General features: G+C 61.4%; 18 protein-coding genes and 1 pseudogene. 14 read left to right on the forward strand and 5 right to left on the reverse strand.

Going from position 1 to position 18,614, the window contains the following annotated elements:
• Position 1: 1 nt before the first annotated feature.
• On the reverse strand, positions 2 to 862 hold the full coding sequence (locus ACQZ6J_RS16255; protein WP_163992592.1) for a CoA transferase subunit A: 861 nt from the start codon (positions 860 to 862) through the stop codon (positions 2 to 4).
• Between the two features lie 339 nt (positions 863 to 1,201).
• Between ACQZ6J_RS16255 and ACQZ6J_RS16260 the strand changes: the two are divergent.
• Positions 1,202 to 1,475 (forward strand): annotated as a pseudogene (locus ACQZ6J_RS16260) (hypothetical protein); the annotation flags it as partial.
• A gap of 93 nt (positions 1,476 to 1,568) precedes the next feature.
• On the opposite strand, the gene ACQZ6J_RS16265 reads toward ACQZ6J_RS16260, so the two are convergent.
• Both ACQZ6J_RS16265 and ACQZ6J_RS16270 read right to left on the reverse strand, forming a co-directional pair.
• A complete protein-coding gene (locus tag ACQZ6J_RS16265; RefSeq protein WP_449084819.1) occupies positions 1,569 to 2,867 on the reverse strand; it encodes a sensor domain-containing phosphodiesterase in 1,299 nt (432 codons plus the stop codon).
• 323 nt (positions 2,868 to 3,190) lie between these two features.
• Positions 3,191 to 4,894 (reverse strand): CocE/NonD family hydrolase, encoded by a 1,704-nt coding sequence (locus ACQZ6J_RS16270; RefSeq protein WP_449084820.1) that lies wholly within the window; start codon positions 4,892 to 4,894, stop codon positions 3,191 to 3,193.
• 119 nt (positions 4,895 to 5,013) lie between these two features.
• Here ACQZ6J_RS16270 and ACQZ6J_RS16275 point away from each other — a divergent pair, with 119 nt between their 5' ends.
• Positions 5,014 to 5,574, forward strand: a complete 561-nt coding sequence (locus ACQZ6J_RS16275; protein ID WP_449084821.1) for a TetR/AcrR family transcriptional regulator — start codon at positions 5,014 to 5,016, stop codon at positions 5,572 to 5,574.
• Positions 5,575 to 5,895: 321 nt separating this feature from the next.
• Positions 5,896 to 6,651 (forward strand): IclR family transcriptional regulator, encoded by a 756-nt coding sequence (locus ACQZ6J_RS16280; RefSeq protein ID WP_449084822.1) that lies wholly within the window; start codon positions 5,896 to 5,898, stop codon positions 6,649 to 6,651.
• A 202-nt stretch (positions 6,652 to 6,853) separates the two neighbouring features.
• On the opposite strand, the gene ACQZ6J_RS16285 is transcribed toward ACQZ6J_RS16280, so the two are convergent.
• Positions 6,854 to 7,741 carry a helix-turn-helix domain-containing protein gene (locus tag ACQZ6J_RS16285; protein WP_449084823.1) on the reverse strand — a complete coding sequence of 296 codons (888 nt, stop codon included), beginning with the start codon at positions 7,739 to 7,741 and terminating at the stop codon, positions 6,854 to 6,856.
• A gap of 113 nt (positions 7,742 to 7,854) precedes the next feature.
• On the opposite strand from ACQZ6J_RS16285, the gene pobA reads away from it, so the two are divergent.
• Positions 7,855 to 9,027, forward strand: coding sequence for a 4-hydroxybenzoate 3-monooxygenase (gene pobA / locus ACQZ6J_RS16290; protein ID WP_449084824.1), 1,173 nt, complete (start codon positions 7,855 to 7,857; stop codon positions 9,025 to 9,027).
• A gap of 7 nt (positions 9,028 to 9,034) precedes the next feature.
• Here pobA and pcaQ read toward each other — a convergent pair whose 3' ends face one another.
• Positions 9,035 to 9,961, reverse strand: a complete 927-nt coding sequence (gene pcaQ, locus ACQZ6J_RS16295; RefSeq protein ID WP_163985704.1) for a pca operon transcription factor PcaQ — start codon at positions 9,959 to 9,961, stop codon at positions 9,035 to 9,037.
• Between the two features lie 94 nt (positions 9,962 to 10,055).
• Here pcaQ and pcaD point away from each other — a divergent pair, with 94 nt between their 5' ends.
• From pcaD to ACQZ6J_RS16345, 10 genes are all read left to right on the forward strand, one after another.
• Positions 10,056 to 10,865, forward strand: a complete 810-nt coding sequence (pcaD, locus tag ACQZ6J_RS16300) for a 3-oxoadipate enol-lactonase (RefSeq protein ID WP_449084825.1) — start codon at positions 10,056 to 10,058, stop codon at positions 10,863 to 10,865.
• Positions 10,862 to 11,266 carry a 4-carboxymuconolactone decarboxylase gene (gene pcaC / locus ACQZ6J_RS16305; RefSeq protein ID WP_449084826.1) on the forward strand — a complete coding sequence of 135 codons (405 nt, stop codon included), beginning with the start codon at positions 10,862 to 10,864 and terminating at the stop codon, positions 11,264 to 11,266. Before pcaD ends, pcaC begins: the two co-directional genes overlap by 4 nt.
• A gap of 12 nt (positions 11,267 to 11,278) precedes the next feature.
• Positions 11,279 to 12,028: a protocatechuate 3,4-dioxygenase subunit beta gene (gene pcaH / locus ACQZ6J_RS16310; RefSeq protein ID WP_449084827.1), complete on the forward strand. Its 750-nt coding sequence runs from the start codon at positions 11,279 to 11,281 to the stop codon at positions 12,026 to 12,028.
• Positions 12,028 to 12,642: a protocatechuate 3,4-dioxygenase subunit alpha gene (gene pcaG / locus ACQZ6J_RS16315; protein ID WP_449084828.1), complete on the forward strand. Its 615-nt coding sequence runs from the start codon at positions 12,028 to 12,030 to the stop codon at positions 12,640 to 12,642. Before pcaH ends, pcaG begins: the two co-directional genes overlap by 1 nt.
• A 3-nt stretch (positions 12,643 to 12,645) precedes the next feature.
• A complete protein-coding gene (locus tag ACQZ6J_RS16320; RefSeq protein WP_449084829.1) occupies positions 12,646 to 13,698 on the forward strand; it encodes a 3-carboxy-cis,cis-muconate cycloisomerase in 1,053 nt (350 codons plus the stop codon).
• A 144-nt stretch (positions 13,699 to 13,842) separates the two neighbouring features.
• The gene (locus tag ACQZ6J_RS16325; protein ID WP_449084830.1) at positions 13,843 to 15,015 is read left to right on the forward strand and encodes an ABC transporter substrate-binding protein; all 1,173 of its coding nucleotides are present in this window, start codon (positions 13,843 to 13,845) and stop codon (positions 15,013 to 15,015) included.
• Between the two features lie 92 nt (positions 15,016 to 15,107).
• Positions 15,108 to 15,971 (forward strand): branched-chain amino acid ABC transporter permease, encoded by an 864-nt coding sequence (locus ACQZ6J_RS16330; RefSeq protein ID WP_449084831.1) that lies wholly within the window; start codon positions 15,108 to 15,110, stop codon positions 15,969 to 15,971.
• Position 15,972: 1 nt separating this feature from the next.
• Positions 15,973 to 16,977: a branched-chain amino acid ABC transporter permease gene (locus tag ACQZ6J_RS16335; RefSeq protein WP_449084832.1), complete on the forward strand. Its 1,005-nt coding sequence runs from the start codon at positions 15,973 to 15,975 to the stop codon at positions 16,975 to 16,977.
• A complete protein-coding gene (locus ACQZ6J_RS16340) occupies positions 16,974 to 17,738 on the forward strand; it encodes an ABC transporter ATP-binding protein (RefSeq protein ID WP_449084833.1) in 765 nt (254 codons plus the stop codon). The genes ACQZ6J_RS16335 and ACQZ6J_RS16340 overlap by 4 nt, the downstream gene beginning before the upstream one ends.
• A complete protein-coding gene (locus tag ACQZ6J_RS16345) occupies positions 17,719 to 18,435 on the forward strand; it encodes an ABC transporter ATP-binding protein (protein ID WP_449084834.1) in 717 nt (238 codons plus the stop codon). The genes ACQZ6J_RS16340 and ACQZ6J_RS16345 overlap by 20 nt, the downstream gene beginning before the upstream one ends.
• The last annotated feature ends 179 nt before the right edge of the window (positions 18,436 to 18,614 follow it).

An 18,614-nucleotide genomic window follows, 5' to 3' on the forward strand; every position in this document is an offset into this window, starting at 1 on the left:
CTTACGCCGACTTGACCGGCTGCTTGCCTGCATGCTTGGCAAAGTCTTCCGGGCCGGCCTTCATCACATGCTCGTCGATCCAGGCAAGGAAGCTGTCGCGATCGCGGGCGATTTCGTCCCACGCGATGTAGAAGGCGTTGGACCTGGCATAATAGCCCTGTGCATAGGAGGGGAATGCTCCGCCCGGCACGAGCGACACCGCCGTCACGGCCCAGGTCGGCAAGACAACGGAATTGGGCGAGGGCGGGTTCAGCTCGTCGACAATTTCCTCGACCGTGACGATCGAGCGCCTGGCGGCAAGCACGGCCTCCTTCTGAACGCCGACGATGCCTTCGAGCAGTACGTTGCCCTTCCGGTCGGCCCGCAACGCGTGGATGATGGCGACGTCGGGCCGGATCGCGGGAACGGCGGCCAGCACTTCGCCGGTGAAGGGGCAGGTCACGCTCTTGATGTTCGGATTGACCTTGGGCAGGTCGGCGCCGATATAGCCGCGCAGCATGGCGAAGGGCAGGTTTGCCGCTCCGGCTTCATAGGCATTGGCCATGGCCGCGTGCGAATGCTCATCGATCTCAAGCGGGCGAGGCCACTGGTTCTCGACCGCATCGCGGAAACGATGGAGCGAGCCGACGCCCGGATTGCCGCCCCAGGAAAATTTCATGCCCCGAGCCGCGCCGACGCCGATCAGCTGATCGTAAAGAATGTCCGGCGTCATGCGGATCAGAAAGAGGTCTTTCCGGCCCTGGCGGATGACTTCGTGACCGGCGGCATAGGGAATGAGATGGGTGAAACCCTCCATGGCGACGGTGTCGCCATCACGCACATTCTCCGCTACCGCCTGCGAAAGCGACAGGATCTTCGCCATAGAGCCTCCTCAACATATGCTGTTCTCGTAGGCGTCAATAAGCGCTTTCGGCCTGGGATCGTCAATGAATTTGTGCGTTATATGATATTTGTTCATATAACGCACAAATTCAGTGAAAATAGAAGACAAGGATTTTCTTCACCCGCTTTGTTGGGATGCCTTGCTCTTGGCTGGCCTTGAAGAAGGGCCGGCATTTGATCGGTGCGCAAGAGCGCCCTCTTGTTCTGTACGTCGGCGCTGCAGATGATTTGCGCCCGATCGCGCTGAGCGAACCTGGCAAAGTTCCCTTTCGTCGTTTGCGGACATCGTGCCTGGCGGATAGGAGCGTGTCGCGGTTGCGTGCTCGATAGTGTCGATGGGAAGATGCGCGAACTCCCGGTAGCGACCCCTGGCATGTCGGTCTCCGGGCGCAGTGCCGCTCGGGAATTGACGGCGATCCTTGAGTGGCGAGGCAAGCCCGTCAGGGTCGCTTCCGACCATGGGACAGAGTTCACGTCGAACGCGATCCTCGCGTCGTCAAAGGATGCAAGATAATGAGAGCCTGTTCTTCGGTTTCGGCAATGCCACCAGCGTCATGGCCGAATGGGCGGACGATGACAACCATTTCCGCCCGTAGCCGTCGGCTTTTCCCACCGCGCCAGTTGGCGTATCCAAAGCTGCCGTGGCTCCAATCGCTGCCGTGAATGAAAGTTCGATGGCAGGCCACCTACGCTGCCGGCTGCGGGAAGTCCTCGGCAATAGGTATCGTTTTCAGGTCGAATGAATATTCCGAGCTTCCCGGGTTTAGAGAGTTCATCTTTCGCGTCAGCGCGGAGTAGCGTTCCTCGGCTTCCTGCAAAGCTTTTTCCAGGCTCCGTTGATGCGTGATGTCGATCGCGGCACTGGAGATCCCGAGCAGCGTTCCAAATCCGTCTTCGACTCTCTGGTTTATTATTATGAACACCCCTCTCGATCCCCTGTCGTATTCGAGGGTGTCCATGGTCTTTTCTTCCAGCACCCGGGAAAGACGCTCCGCGATCTGGGAGGCGTCGGGTTCGGGCCATATTTGGGAAATTGTCCTTCCCACAATCTCCTCGGGGTCAAGCCCGATGAACTTGGCAAAGTGTTCATTTACACTGACATGGCGGAAACTCAGATCAAGGAAGCACAGGCCGACCGGTGCGGTTTTGTAAAGGGCGTCCAATTGATGAAGACGTTGAAAAGGAGAGGCGTCGATCACGTTTGTACGTCTGCTCGGCAGTGCTTGCAGTATCCCCTGCGCCTCGCTCCAGCGCTTGGGCTTTCCAAATATCCAGCCCTGCCCAATATCGCAGCCCAGATCGCGTAGACCGTCGGCTTGCACCGTGGTTTCCACCCCTTCGGCAACAACCCTCATTCCAAGGCTTTGCCCAAGCCCGATGACGGAGGTGATAATCTTCCGACTGTCGACATCTCTTTCCATGGATTCCACGAAGCTTTTGTCGATTTTCAGTTTATCGAAAGAAAATGAATGCAGTCTCGACAGGCTTGAGAAGCCTGTTCCGAAGTCGTCGAGCGCCATTGTGATTCCGGCGTTCTTCAATTGTAAGAAAGTCTCTCTTGCTTGTTCATCGTCATCGAAAAGAACGCTTTCGGTAACTTCGATACAAATCCGCGACAAGGGAAACTGGCTGGGGGCGAGGCTGTTTTTCAGGAACTCCAATAGTGCGGGGTTCCGAAATTCAGCGGCCGACATATTGAATGCAAGTATGAAGTCACCTGCCGTTGAGGCCACCAGACGCGTTGCCTCTCTCACAATAAGATCTGTCAGCAGTGAAATAAGGCCGGAGTTTTCCGCAAGCGGGACGAATACAGCCGGGGATATATCTCCCAACTCGGGATCGGACCATCGCGCCAATACCTCGAAGCCATAGATTGATTTTGTTCTGAGATCGACCAATGGCTGAAAGGCAGGCCAGATATGGCCCACGTCCAGAGCAATTGTCAGCGCCTGCAAAAGGCGCTGCTCTTCCTTAGTTCGATCCATTGCTCACCCGGGAAAGCAAAAAGTTCTACCTGTTTTAGCAATCAATACTGGGCGAGAATAAAGAATTCGATAAACTTTAACGGTTCTAATGTTCGAATTTCGGAAAACTAATCTACACAGGCCTCACGATACGGTCGCGCTTTGTGCCGGTGCCGGTGCCGGAGACGTTCGGTCAACTCCGTGCCGATGGCCGTTTTCAAGGATGTGTTGGGAGTGTCGGCGGCGACCCGAATGCACAGGGCAGCAAAGCGCGCGTCATGATATGGCGAGCCACGGCGTTGTCCTTGGGGAAGGTGCTCCGGGCTGCAGAAAGTGCAGCGTTCCTATCCCTGTGCCTTTTCCGCCGTTGCGGCAATCTGACGGGTGCCGACCAGCAAATGGGCGTCGTGAATGCCGCCGGTGTGCATGACGCAGCGGGCGGAAGGGCTGGGTTGATAAAAGATCGGGAACTGGCCGCGAAGAGGATCGCGCGGGTAGTGCCAGCGGCCGCGAATGTCGATCTGTAACTGATCGCCCTTCAGAAAGCGGGTCGCATGCGGCAGCAATGCAATCGTCACGGGGCGTATTTCACCCGGCCTGAGAGGCCCGGCGTGGTCATGCATATGGACCGGCTGCATTTCGGTTGAGAGTTCGCCATCCAAGTCCCGGTGGGCGAGACGCTGCCATCCCTTGCTGACCATGTCGCCGGAAAAGCCCATCGAGCCTTCGAACCTGGTCTCGACGCCGCCACGGAGCTTGCGAACGCCGGCGAACAGGAAAGCATCGTCACCACGACGCAATTCGAGATGCAAACGCAACGCCATGGGACCGATCAGGTCGAGGTCTTCCGGCACGGTCCAGAGGTAGCTGCAGCATCCGTCGGGTAGGTCGAACGCCACCGATGCTTCCGCGTCCGGCTGGGTGCTTGCCAGGGAACCCGATCGGGCGTCCAGCCACAGGGGTCTCCAGTCGAGATCAGACGGCGGCCAGCTCTCCTCTCCGGTTACCGCGACCGGATCGGAACCGATATCATGAATGGCGAGGCGCACGGCGGGACGTTCCGCCCAGCCATTGTCCAGGCCCTTCAGCACATGGTCGAAGAAGCCTATGCGTGCCTCTGTCGCGTCATTGCCGTAGTAGGTGGACCATTTGCCGCTTCGATGGGTGTAGAGCCACTTGCGCGAGGAACCGGCGCGGCGAAAAACCTCGAACGAGCCGCGAGTATGCAGCGAATGGTCCGAGAAGCTGCCGCATACCAACATCGGAACGTCGATGCTCTCCAGACTTGGCGTGCGCTCCTGCCACCAGGCATCCCGCTCGGTGTGTTTCACAACCTCGGATCGGAGATTGGTCCTGATGCGCCGCCGGCTCATTCCACGGCTCCAGATGATGCTGAAACCGTCCTCCCTGATGCCGCCGGGACGAAAGAAATCCCGATAGAGATCGCTGAAGCCTTCCCACGGACAGATGGCGGCAAGATGGGCGGGTTTCACGGCCGCACCTTCATATTGGCTGATCGCGAGATAGGAGACGCCGTCGAGACCGACACGGCCGCTCGACCAGGGCTGCGTCCCGGCCCAGTTGATCAGGTCGCAATAGTCGTTTGCCTCTAGCGCGGTGAAGGGGTCGCCGACGCCGCCGGATGTGCCGCAGCCCCGCAGGTCGGCATTGATCACGCAGTAACCTCGCGGCACCCATACCGCAGGGTCGGGCGCCTCCCAGCTTGTCAGGTCGGAAAAGGAGATCGGATCGGGCTGCGGGCAAAGACGATATTGGAAGTCCAGCCGCCGGCCGCTTCTGCTCTGTGCCGCGATCCTGTCTTTTCCATAGGGGTGGGCGGACATGATGACCGGCCAGCGGCCTTCGCCCTCGGGGCGGAAAACATTGACCCGCAGCGTCACGCCATCGCGCATGGCAACCGGCACGTCCCAGTCGGCGTGCAGCCCCGGCGGCGCCTTGGTAATCGTTACGTCGGGATGAAAGAGATTTTTCAGGCGCCGCCATGCCAACGCAAGCGGAGTACGGCTCTTGCGGTCGATTGCTGCCATTTCCAGGCTCCCGAGCCGGGCTTGTCCGGCTGCGGAATTCGTGGCACGGTGAGTGCCAAATTGCAAGGAATTTTGGCACTCACCGTGCCAGATCATTTGAAGATCGCGTGGACGTCCGTGTGTCGAAGATAGATGAGAATAGAGCGCGGATCGGCATGGCACTGCTGCAGCTCGTTCGTGAAACCGGTGCGATGCCCGACGTGGAGACGGTAGCCAGACGCGCCGGAGTCGGGCGCAGAACGGTCTTTCGTTATTTCGACGGGCGGGCCGCGCTCGAGCTGGAGACGGCGCAGCGGATGCGGTCGTGGATCACCGAGGATCTTCCCTTGCCGCAACCGGTTGGAGACGTCGGGACCCGCATGAACGCGCTTCTGTCCCACCGCGCCAGGCTCTATGAAACGGTTACGCCGGTGCGACGCTTTCTCGACGCCGCAAGGAGCCGGGGCAATGTTGCGCTCGATGAGTTCATCGATGGTGCGCGACGAATGCTGCGTGCCAATCTCATGTCGATGCTGGCAGACGAACTCCGGGATCGCCCCGAGGCGGCAGACGCTCTCGACGTGGCGACGAGCTGGGAAACTTGGCGCGCACTTCGCGAGGGACAGAATTGTTCGATCAAGGAAGCAGAGCGGCGGATGGGCTGGCTTGTCAGGGCCATCATCGCTTTCGGCGGCGACTGATGGATAAGGCATTCGCCGTGCAGGCGCAGCATCGGAATGCCACGACGTCTTCGCAAGGCCAGGAGAGCCGAATTTTCCGGCGCGCGCCTGCGAACAGGAACCGCCTTGTGGCGATTGCCGATGTACCCGAGTGGAACGATCGCCGGCATCAAATCACATATTTTTTTGACTGACCGGCGTCGACAGTTCAGAGGCACCGGATTTATGGTGCCAAATCAATCGGCTCGAAGTGGCCAAATCAGAACGATGCGCGCTGTGAATTTCGCAAGAGAACAGTGTCGGGATTCTGCGTAATGACACAACAAGGGTGCGGGATCAGGGATGCGCGAAACGGATTTAGTCAGCGGCTTTGCCAAGGGATTGAAGGTCATCGAGGCCTTCGGCGAGAGGCAACAGCGCCTGACGATCGCCGAGGCGTCGAAACTCACCGGGCTTGATCGCGCCACCGTTCGCCGCTCGCTGCTGACGCTTTCCGAGCTCGGCTATGCCGTCTATGACGGGAAATTCTTCACCCTGACGCCGAAAATTCTCAGGCTCGGTCATGCCTATCTTGCCGCGACGCCGTTGCCGATCATCATCCAGCCGCATCTCGACCAGCTGGCCGAGCGCGCCGGGCAGAATGCTTCAGCCTCGGTGCTCGACGGGACGGACGTGGTTTATATTGCCCGTGCCTCCCAGCGCCGGGTGATGTCGATCAACCTGACGCCCGGCAGTCGCCTTCCGGCCTTCTGTGCCTCGATGGGCCGGGTCCTGCTGGCCGCCTTGCCGGAAAGCGAGGCGCGCTCGGTGCTGAAGCGGACCGAACTCAAGGCGAATACGCCGAACACCAAGACCGATCCGGAAGAGCTGATGGCCGAATTCCGTCGGGTGAGGGGGCAGGGCTACGCCGTCATCGACCAGGAGTTGGAAATCGGTCTGTGCTCGATTGCCGTTCCTGTCGAAAACGATCGCGGCCAGACCGTCGCGGCGATCAATATCGGCGCCCCAGCCGCCTACGTCACCGCCTCCGAGATGGCGGAGCGGTTCCTGCCGCTGCTGAAGGAGACGCAAAAGGCGCTGCGGCTGGTGCTGCCTTAATCTTCGGGCCTTACGCGCCATCCTCGTCCTTCGACAAGCTCAGGATGTGGATGGGGCAGACCTTGCTCGCGAGTTGGTTTGCTATTCCCGGGCAGCACCGCGAGAAGATCAGCCCCCCTGGTGAGGAGGCCCAAGGGCCGTCTCGAACCACGAAGGGGGGTGGTTGCCCGGATTTTCCACCGTCCGCATAGGCGATGCCTGTTCAAAGGCCAAGTCTCTCCCGCTCCTCGATGCGCCAGGCGCGGGGCGTCTGGCTGGTCTGCTTGACGAAGAAACGGGAGAAATAGGCCGGGTCGGCAAAGCCGAGGCGATAGCTGATTTCCTGGACGGTCGCGAAGGTGAAGACCAGCTCGCGCTTGGCCTCATCGAGCAGCTTGCGGGTAATCAGTTCGTGCGCGCCGTGCCCTGTCCTGCTGCGCACGATGCGGCTGAGATGGGCCGGCGAGATGCCGAGGCTTTCGGCATAGAAGGCTGCCGGCTTGTGCGAGCGGAAGTGGCGCTGGATGAGGCCCTGCAGCATCTCCATCCGCCGCTCGCTCTCATCGCCCGCGCTCGATCCTTCATCGGCTTTCTGGGAGATGCGCGCCGTCAACAGCAATGCCGAGGTCAGATAGGCGTCGAGCAGGTCGTTGCGGCCGTTGCGGTGGCTGGCAAACTCTTCACCAAGACGCCTCAGCGTGCTGGCGACATAGGCCGCGTCTTCCTGGCCGGTGTCGAGCAAGGTCAGGTGTGGATCGGCAAGCCATGCGCCCAGCCGGCTGCGATCGCCCGGAGCGGCCTTCAGATGCGAGATCAGCACCGTGATGACGAAGCCGTCTATATCGCGCGAAAACCGGAAGCCATGATTGAGGCGCGGCGGCACGGTAATGACGGCAGGCGGTACAATGGCATGGGGAACTCCATCGAAGACGGCGTCGCCCGATCCGGCGTCTATGTACAAGATCTGAAAGAAGCTCTCATGCCGATGCGGGCGGATCTCCCATTGGTGGAGGCTGCTGCGGGAGGGAATCGTCTCGCAATGCAGCCAGAAATCCGGCTTTCGACCGGTATTTTCGCCGTAGAGCTCATAGGTCGGCACGGTCTTCGTCATGACCCTTCTCCCTCATCATGTTCGATATGTGCAATTTCATGACCGAAATGTCCATTGCGCACTCGTGACGCGGCGAACAGACTTGAAGGATAGATCACGCATGGGAGGAGACGATGCGCACTCAAGTCGCCATTATCGGTTCAGGGCCGTCCGGGCTGCTGCTCGGCCAGTTGCTGACGGAGGCCGGCATCGACAATGTTATCCTCGATCGTGTCGGCAAGGATTATATCCTCGGTCGCGTTCGCGCCGGCGTTCTGGAGGAAGGCACCGTTCGGCTGCTGGACCGGGCGAAATCAGGCGCGCGCCTGCACGCGGAGGGCTTGCCGCATGATGGCTTCTCGCTTGCCTTCGACGGCCGCGATCATCGCATCGACCTCCATGGATTGACCGGCGGAAAGCGTGTGGTCATCTACGGCCAGACCGAGGTGACCCGCGACCTCATGGCCCGCCGCGAGCAAAGCGGCGCCCCGGTCATCTACAATGCCGCCAATGTCCAACCTCACGGCTTCGATGGCGAGACGCCCTATCTCACCTACGAGAAGGATGGCATGTCACATCGCATCGATTGCGATTTCATCGCCGGCTGCGACGGCTTTCATGGCGTCAGCCGCAAATCGGTGCCGGAAAAGGCGGTGCGCAGTTTCGAGAAGGTTTATCCCTTCGGCTGGCTCGGCGTCCTTGCCGACGTGACGCCGGTCGATCATGAACTGATCTATGCCAATCATCCGCGCGGCTTCGCATTATGCTCGATGCGTTCGATGGCGCGCAGCCGCTACTATATTCAGTGTCCCCTGGACGAGAAGGTCGAGGACTGGAGCGACGATCGCTTCTGGGACGAGCTGCGCCGTCGCCTCCCGGTTCACCATGCCGAGGCGCTGACCACGGCACCTTCCTTCGAAAAATCGATCGCGCCTCTGCGCTCCTTCGTGGCCGAGCCCATGCGTTTCGGCCGCCTTTTCCTTGTCGGCGACGCCGCGCATATCGTGCCGCCGACCGGCGCCAAGGGGCTCAATCTGGCGGCCAGCGACGTATATTACCTGTTTTCGGGTCTTGCCGAGCATTATCATGATCGTTCGAACGCCGGCCTGGATGCCTACTCCGGTCATGCGCTTGCCCGCGTCTGGAAAGCGGTGCGCTTCTCCTGGTGGATGACGACGATGATGCATCGCTTTCCCGATACCGGCGATTTCGACCAGAAGATTCAGGAAGCCGAACTCGACTATCTGACCCATTCGCTAGCCGCTTCGACCGCACTCGCCGAGAATTATGTCGGCCTGCCGTTCTGAGCGGGCTCTACGGTTTCCTGGCTATCTCGGCTGCCGCCTCGCGGATCGTCTGCATCAGGATCGACAATGGAAGGGTGGGAACCGCGTCCGTGCGCATCGTCAATCCCACCGGTCCCTTTGTCTCGCTGGTGTCGATCGGCAGGAGTGCCAGCAGACCGTCATCGACATCGCCGGCGACGACGCCGGCCGAGATGATCCATATGGCGTCGCTGGAGCGTACGAAGGCGCGTCCGAAGGAATCGGAAACGGTTTCGATCTGGTTCGGCAGTCCGCCGGCGCCGTTCGCGATCAGAAAGCTCTCGACGAAGGGGCGAATGATCGAGCCGCGCGTCGGCATCAGGATGGTATAGCGGCTGAGATCGGAAAACGGCGATTGCCTGTCGGACAGCAGCGGATGCCCGGCCCTGACGGCGAAGACCACCTGTTCGGAGTAGAGATGCTCGAAGGAAAAGCCAGCCATATTGTCGGGGCTTGCCAATCGGCCGACGACGAGATCGAGGTCGCCGACGCGCAACTGTTCCAGAAGCACGGCGTTTTCGCCGGTGACGATCTTGATGCGGCTCCAGGTCTCTTCCCGCAGAAACAGCTCCATTGCCCGTGGCATGATCCGCGTCGATACCGTCGGCAGCGCACCGATGCGGATCGGCGGCGCCTCGCCGGAGCGCTCCTGCGACACAGAGTCCAGGCCTTGCCGGAGTGCCGTCAGCGCGGCACCGGCATGGCGGAGAAAAACTTCGCCGTAGCGGGTGATGCGAATGCCGCGTCCATCGCGCTCGAAGACGGCAACGCCAAGCGCCTCTTCCAGCTCGCGGATCGTCTTCGTTACGGCCGGTTGGCTGATGTTCAGCAGGCCCGCAGCCTTGATCACGCTTTTCTGGCGCGCAACCTCGACAAAGGTTTGCAGATGGCGGAATTTGATGCGCGCGTCGAGCATGCTCAGTCATAACCCCGGAGTTATCATAGAGCGAAGAAATATCATTTTACCTAACCAGATTATACATCCAATCTCGCGCCTGAGGAGATTTCCAGTGCAGTTTGCCCGTATCAACGACGTCACGATCCACTATCAGATCATTGGCGGCCCCGCCGACAAGCCGGTTCTTGTCTTTGCCAATTCGCTCGGCACCGATTTCCGGATCTGGCGTGATGTGATCGTGCGCCTGGCCGGCGATTTTCCGATTGTGCTCTACGACAAGCGCGGCCATGGCCTCTCCGATCTCGGCCAAATGCCCTATTCCATCGAGGATCACGCCACGGACCTTGCCGGCCTGCTCGATTTCCTCTCGGTCAAGGACGCCGTGATCTGCGGCCTGTCGGTCGGCGGGTTGGTTGCGCAATCGCTCTATCAGCGGCGCCCGGATCTGGTGCGGGCGCTGATCCTCTGCGACACCGCGCACAAGATCGGCACGGCCGACAGCTGGAACGCCCGTATCGCGCAGGTCGAGGCGCACGGCATCGAATCGATCGTCGACGCGATCATGGAGCGGTGGTTCACGCCGGCCTTCCGCCGCCCGGAAAACATCGATTTCGCGGGCTATTGCAACATGCTGATCCGCCAGCCGGCGGCAGGGTACGCCGCCACTTGCGCGGCCCTGCGCGATGCCGATCTGACTGAAGCCGCGGCCAGGATCGCTGTGCCCACCATCTGCATCGTCGGCGATCAGGATGGGTCTACGCCGCCGGAGCTGGTGCTGTCGATGGCAAAGCTCATTCCGAACGCGCGCTATGAAGTGATCAAGGACGCCGGCCATATTCCCTGCGTCGAACAACCCGAGGCGTTGAGCGAAGTCATCCGTGCCTTCGTCGACGTCGTCCTGCGTGGAGAACAAGCCCCATGAATGACCCCGTCACGCCGTCCGAGCGCTATCTTCAGGGTATGGAGACGCGCCGCGCCGTCCTTGGCGACAGCCATGTCGATCGTGCCCAGCAGGCCGTGACGGCGTTCGATCAACCTTTCCAGGAACTGATTACCGAGGCGGCCTGGGGGCATGTCTGGTCGCGCCCGACGCTGAGCCGGCGCGAGCGCTCCATCGTGACGATCGCGTTGCTTGCGGCGCTCGGCCAGGACGAGGAAGTGGCCATGCATGTGCGGGCGACGCGCAACACCGGCGCGACGCGCGACGACGTCTGCGAGGCACTTCTGCATGTGGCGATCTACGCCGGCGTGCCGGCCGCCAATCACGCGATCAAGATCGCCAAGCAGGTTTTTGAACAGATGGACGCCGAAAAGGCGGCATGAAGCGAGGCAGACATGTCCGACAGAAGTAACAGCAAGCCCGAAACGGGCGCCTTTTTCGCCAGGGATCGCGCATGGCATCCGCCGGCGTTTTCGCCCGGCTACAAGACATCGGTATTGCGTTCGCCGCAGCGGGCGCTGCTGTCGCTCGACGGAACCATTTCGGAGATCACCGGCCCGGTCTTCGGCCATTCCATGCTGAACGAGCTCGACAACGACCTGATCCATAATTTCGCCAGGCCGGGCGAAAGCGCTATAGGCGAGCGCATCGTCGTTCATGGCCGCGTGCTCGACGAGCGCGGCCGGCCGGTGCCGGGCGTCCTGCTGGAATTCTGGCAGGCCAACGCCGGCGGGCGCTATCGCCACAAGAAGGAAACCTATCTCGCGGCGATCGACCCGAATTTCGGCGGCTGCGGCCGCGCCATCAGCGATGACGAGGGGCGCTACGCCTTCCGCACCATCCGTCCAGGCGCCTATCCCTGGCCGAACGGCGTCAACGACTGGCGGCCCGCGCATATTCACTTCTCCGTCTTCGGCCATGGCTTTGCGCAGCGGCTGATCACGCAGATGTATTTCGAGGGCGATCCGATGATCTGGAAATGTCCGATCGTCGGGACGATCCCCGACAAACAGGCGATCGAACAGCTGATTGCGCCGCTCGACTGGGGCAATACGATTCCGATGGACGCGCGCGCCTATAAATTCGATATCGTGCTGCGCGGTCGCCGTTCGACCCTGTTCGAGAACCGGCTGGAGGGCAATTGATGGTACAGGAACTCGGCTACCTGAAGGAAACGCCGTCGCAGACGGCAGGCCCTTACGTTCACATCGGCCTCACGCCGAACTACAGCGAGATCGGCGGCGTCTACGAGACCGATCTCGGCTCCGTCATGGTCAACGACAAGACGCTCGGCGAGCGCATCACGGTGACAGGCAGGGTTCTTGATGGCGCCGGCGCACCGGTCAAGGATGCCGTCCTCGAGATCTGGCAGGCCGACGGTGCCGGCCTTTACAACAGCCCCTCGGAGCTGCGCGGCACGGCCGATCCGAACTTTACCGGCTGGGGGCGTTGTCCGACCAGTTCCACGGACGGCGTTTTTCGTTTCGAGACCATCAAGCCGGGCCGCGTTCCCTTCAAGGACGGCCGCAAGATGGCGCCGCACATCACCTTCTGGATCGTGGCGCGCGGCATCAATATCGGCCTGCACACGCGCCTGTATTTTCCGGAAGAGGCGGCCGCCAACGCCGAAGACCCACTGCTTGCCCGCATCGAGCACAGGGATCGCCTCGCAACGCTCGTCGCCACGAAGGAAGGCTCCCTCTACACCTTCGATATCCATTTGCAGGGCGACAAGGAAACGGTTTTCCTCGATATATAGGCCATGAGCGTTTCTCCCTTTGACCATCCCTTTCTGTCCGGTCTCCTCGGTGACGAGGAGATTGCGGAGTATTTTTCCGCCAAGGCCGATATCCGCGCCATGCTCACCTTCGAAGCGGCCCTCGCCAGGGTCGAGGCGCAGCATGGTGTTATCCCGTCGGCGGCCGCTGCGCATATCCTGGACGTCTGCGCGGGTTTCGAGCCTGATGTGCCGAGCCTGAAGGCTGCGACGGCGTCGGATGGCGTCGTCGTGCCGGATCTGGTCAGGCAGCTGCGCAAGGCGGTCGGCGAGGAGGGGGGCGGCCAAGTCCATTTCGGCGCCACCAGTCAGGACGTCATCGATACAAGCCTGATGATGCGCCTGAAGGCCGTTACCTTTCTTCTGAGCGGTCGTCTCTTCGCCGTGTCATCGGCTCTTTCCAGGCTGGATGAGCGCTTCGGGTCGAACAGGCTTATGGGCCGCACGCGGATGCAGGCCGCCATTGCGATCACCGTATCCGATCGGCTGCGGGCCTGGCGTCATCCGCTCGATCAATATCGGGATCGGCTGACGCAAGAGATATTTCCGCTGCAGTTCGGCGGGGCCGCAGGCACGCTGGAAAAATTCGGGCCGAAAGCGGCCGAAATCAGGAGCTCGCTGGCGCAGGCGCTCGGCCTGTCGGATGAGCCTCAATGGCAAAGCCAGAGGGCGCGCATTGCCGAACTGGCCGGATTGCTCTCCCTGATCTCGGGCAGCCTCGGCAAGATCGGCCAGGATATCGCGCTTCTGGCGCAGGCCGGCGACGAGATAGAGCTTGCCGGCGGTGGCGGCTCCTCGGCCATGCCGCATAAGCAGAACCCGGTCGCTGCCGAAACGCTGGTCGCGCTTGCCCGTTTCAATGCCGTTCAGCTTTCGGGCATTCATCACGCGCTCGTGCATGAACAGGAACGCTCCGGGGCTGCCTGGACGTTGGAATGGCTGCTGTTGCCGCCTATGGTGGTGGCAACGGCGGCGTCTCTGCGCCATGCGCTGCAATTGATCGGCATGATCAAGCGCCTGGGAGCGACAACGGAGTGAGATATTATTCGCTATTCATAACCATATAAGTATGGATAGAAGGCTTTATTTCATTTTACATCACCATTTCCTATGAGAAATTGGCGGTGATCAGGATTTGGATGATCAAGGGCGGCTCGAAACGCGGTCGCCGGGAGGAGAAAAATGAAACGGTTTATCTTGGCGGCCATTGCTGCCGTTGCTCTTGGCGGCGCTGCCTATGCCGATACCATCAAGGTCGGGGTCATCGGTCCGTTCTCCGGCCCGTTTGCGCTGCAAGGCAAGAATTTCAAGGCCGGTATCGACGCCTATATGGCAATCAACGGCAAGACGGTCGGCAATGACGAGGTGGAGGTGATCTACCGTGACCTGCCGCAGGCCGATCCCGCCCAGTCGAAGGCGCTTGCCCAGGAACTCGTCGTCAAGGAACATGTCCAGTATCTCGCCGGCTTCTACTTCACGCCGGACGCAATGGCCGTGACGCCGATCCTCAAGCAGGCCAATGTGCCGATGGTGATCTTCAATGCCGCGACCTCGGCCATCGTCACCAAGAGTCCGCTTGTCGTGCGCACCTCCTTCACGACCTGGCAGACCTCGACGCCGATCGCCAAGGTTGCCTATGATGCCGGCGTCAAGAAGGTCATCTCCGTCGTCAGCGACTACGGCCCGGGCGTCGATGCGGAAAATGCCTTCAAGGCCGGGTTCGAGAAGCAGGGCGGCGAGGTGGTCCAGGCGATCCGCATGCCGCTGTCGACCAACGACTTCAGCCCGATCATGCAGCGCGTCAAGGATTCAGGCGCGCAGGGCGTCTTCGCCTTCCTGCCGTCCGGTCCGACGACACTCGGTTTCGTCAAGGCCTACAATGAAAACGGCCTGAAGGCAGCCGGCATCAAACTCTTCGCGCCGGGCGACCTGACGCAGGAATCCGATCTGCCCGCGCTTGGCGACGCAGCAATCGGCATGCAGACGACCTTCCACTATGCCGTGTCGCATGACTCGCCTGAAAACAAGGCGTTTGTCGCAGCCGCCGAGAAGGCGATCGGCAATCCGGCCGAGCTGACCTTCCCCGCCGTCGGCGCTTTCGACGGCATGCACGTTATTTACAAGATGATCGAGGCGACCGGCGGCAAGCAGGATGCGCAGAAGGCCGTCGACGCGGTGAAGGGCCTGTCCTGGGTCAGCCCGCGCGGCCCCGTCACCATCGATCCGGAAAGCCGGCATATCACGCAGAACATCTATCTGCGCGAAGTCGCCAAGGGTGTCGACGGCAAATACTACAACAAGGAAATCCAGACCTTCGAGAAGCAGGGCGATCCCGGCCTTGCCGCTGCGAAGTGAGGCGCTCCTGAACCCGACACCTCCGAACGGAAATCTCCGTTTGGAGGTTTGACGACAGCGGCCGCGCAATAACAACCGGACCAGCGATATCAATGCAAACCGTGCTCAGCATAGCAGTCGATGCCCTCGCTTACGGCATGGTGCTGTTCGTCATCTCCATCGGCCTCTCCGTCACCATGGGGCTGATGCGCGTCGTCAATCTGGCCCACGGCGCCTTCGCCATGATCGGCGGCTATATCGCTTCCTATGCCGCGCACGATCTCGGTCTTGGCTATGCCGCGGCCGTATTGCTGGCGGTGGTCGGCACCGTCATCGTCTCCATCCCGATCGAGCGGCTGCTTTATCGGCGTATCTATGGCGCACCGGAATTGACGCAGGTGCTGATGACCATCGGCATCACCTTCTGCATCATCGGCATTGCCAACTACGTCTTCGGCCCGACCTTGAAGACCATACCCTTGCCGGACAGTCTGCAAGGCTCCGTCGATCTCGGCTTTCGGACCCTCGGCACCCATCGCATCTTCGCGATCGTCTGCGGTCTCATCGTCGCCCTGGCGCTGTGGTACACCATCGAAAAGACCTCTTTCGGCGTGAAGCTGCGCGCCTCCGTCGACAATGCCGCAATGGCGGCGGCCCTCGGCGTACGCACGGAAATCGTCTACGCGGTCAGCTTCGCGGTTGCGGTCGGACTTGCCGCCTTTGGCGGCGTCGTGGGTGCCGAGCTTCTGCCGGTCGAACCCTACTATGCCCTGCGCTACATGGTGACGTTTCTCGTCGTGGTCTCCGTCGGCGGCGCCGGCTCGATCTCGGGTGCGCTGCTCGCCTGTCTCATCCTCGGCTGCATCGACACGACAGGCCGTTATCTCATGCCGGAATATGGGGAATTCTTCTTCTATCTGGCCGTCATTGCCATCGTCTGCGTTTTCCCGCGCGGCCTTGCCGGGAGAATGAAGTAACATGACCTCGACCCTTGAAAGAGCGGCCGTGCCGTCCGTGACCCGACATCGTACATTCAGGCAGGACCTGATTGCGGTCGCGGTCGTCATCATATTGGCCGCCGCCGGCTATCTGCTGTTTCCGGATAATCTCGCTCTTCTCACCCGTTTGATCGCGATTGCGCTCCTCGTCCTGTCGCTCGATCTCGTCACCGGCTATTGCGGCGTGGCGACCCTCGGCCATGCGGCGCTCTTCGGTGCCGGCGCCTACGCAGCCGGCATCGCGTCCGCCCATTACGGCATCAACGATCCGTTGCTGATGACGCTTGCCGGTATCGTCGGCGGCGCCGTCGCCGGCCTGGTGTGTGGGATCGTCATTTTGCGAGCGCAAGGATTGCCGCAACTCGTGCTGTCGATCTCGCTGGTCTATCTCTTCCATGAGTTTGCCAACAAGGCGTCGAGCTGGACGGGCGGTAGCGACGGTCTGTCAGGCATATCCCCGGATCCGTTGTTCGGTGCTTTCGAATTCGATCTCTACGGACATACGGCCTACATCTACGGCGTGGTGTTGCTGCTGGTCGTGCTCGTGCTGCTGCGCATTCTCGTGCGTTCGCCCTTCGGCATGCTCTGCCGCGGCATCCGGCAGGATCCTTTGCGCATCCGCGCCATGGGCGCGTCGCCGAAAGTGGCGCTGGTCAAGATGTATGTGATTTCCGGTGCCGTAGCCGGCATTGGCGGCGCATTGAACGCGATCTCGACACAGGTCGTCGGCCTCGACAGCCTGTCCTTCACGCAGTCGGCCGAGGCGCTCGTCATGCTCGTCCTCGGAGGCACCGGCTCCCTGTTCGGTGCGCTCACCGGTACGCTGATCTTCATGCTGTTCGAGGACTACGTCTCCGCCGTGAACCCTTTCCATTGGCTGACGATCGTCGGCGCCTTGCTGATCCTCGTGGTTCTGTTCGCACCGAAAGGCATCTACGGCACGGCCGCGGCTTACGTTGCGCGCCGCAGGGAGGCGCGGGCATGAGCGCGATTTTCGAGGTCGATAACCTGAAGAAGGCGTTCGGTGGTCTGACGGTCACCAACAATGTCAGCCTGTCGATGGCGCCCGGAGATCGCGTGGCCCTGATCGGCCCGAACGGCGCCGGCAAGACCAGTTTCGTCAACCTCGTGACGGGCAATCTGCAGGCGGATTCCGGCGAGGTCCGCATCGCTGGGCAAAACGTCAACAGGCTCGATGCCATCGGCCGGGTCAGGCGCGGCTTGGTGCGCTCGTTCCAGGTGACGCGGCTGTTTCAGGACATGACGCCGGCCGAACATGTCGGCATGGCGGTGCTGCAGCGGACAGGCCGCTCCGGCCGCATGTTCGGCAATTTCCTGTCCATGCGCGATGTCATGGGCGAGACGGAGGCGTTGCTCGGCACCCTCGGGCTTGCGGCTCTTGCGCATCGAAAGGTCAGCGAAATCGCCTATGGCCAGCAACGGCTGCTGGAGATTGCCGTCGCCATGGCCCTGAAGCCGAAAGTGCTGCTGCTGGACGAACCCGCCGCCGGCGTCCCGCAAAGCGATACGGGCCGCATCGAGCAGGCGCTGGCCGATCTGCCCGCCGATCTCGCGGTGCTGATGATCGAGCATGACATGGATCTGGTCTTCCGCTTCGCCAGGCGCGTGGTGGTGCTGGCCGCCGGCACGATCATATTCGACGGTTCGCCGAAAGACGTGACGCAGGATGCGCGTGTGCGCGAAGCCTATCTCGGGAGCTATGCCAATGCCGGCCACGCCGCTTGAAGTGGAAAACCTGTCGGCCGGCTATGGTCCGACGCGCGTGCTGGAAGGGGTTTCCTTTTTCGTGCCTGCCGGTGGCCGTCTTGCCGTCCTCGGCCGTAACGGCATGGGCAAGAGCACGCTGCTTGCCACGCTTGCCGGCCAGACCCGCCGCTATGACGGCCGCATCCGGCTGGGGCCGGCAGAGATTGCCGGCCTGCCGAGCGCCAGACGCGCCCATCAGGGCCTCGGCTACGTGCCTCAGACGCGGGACGTCTTTCCGACGCTGACGGTCGAGGAAAATCTCTCCGTCGGGCTGAAGGGACGGCCAAAGAGCGTTCTGCAGGAAGCCTATGACATGTTCCCGCGCCTGAAGGAGCGTCGCAGAAACCTGGGCGGCCAGCTTTCCGGCGGCGAACAGCAGATGCTGTCGACCGCCCGCACGATCCTCGGCCGCCCCTCCGTGCTGCTTCTGGACGAGCCGCTGGAAGGGCTTGCGCCCGTCATCTGCGAGGAATTGATGGCGGCCTTCGCCAAGCTCGCCAAGGCGGGTGACATGACGATCCTGCTCGTAGAGCAGCGCATCCAGAGCGCGTTGGATTTTGCAAGCGACGTCATCATTCTGGAGCGCGGCCGGCTGGCCTGGAAGGGGACACCCCAGGCTCTCGCGCAGGATCATGATACGGTCGAGCGCCTGCTCGGCGTCGGCGGGCTGCATTAGCATCCGTCTTTTTCAGCGGCCGCTTCGCGCTTTTCCATTGTCATGAAAGACAGATGGCGTCGGGAACGGCGGTCTCAAGGTGGCATCGAGCCTGCGCGATTGTGCCTTGCTCTGTTTCTTCGGTCAGCCCATCCTCGTCTTGGCGTCGACCGCACTGGTGTTTCGCGATTCATGTTGAC

Source organism: Rhizobium sp. A37_96 (assembly GCF_053521765.1).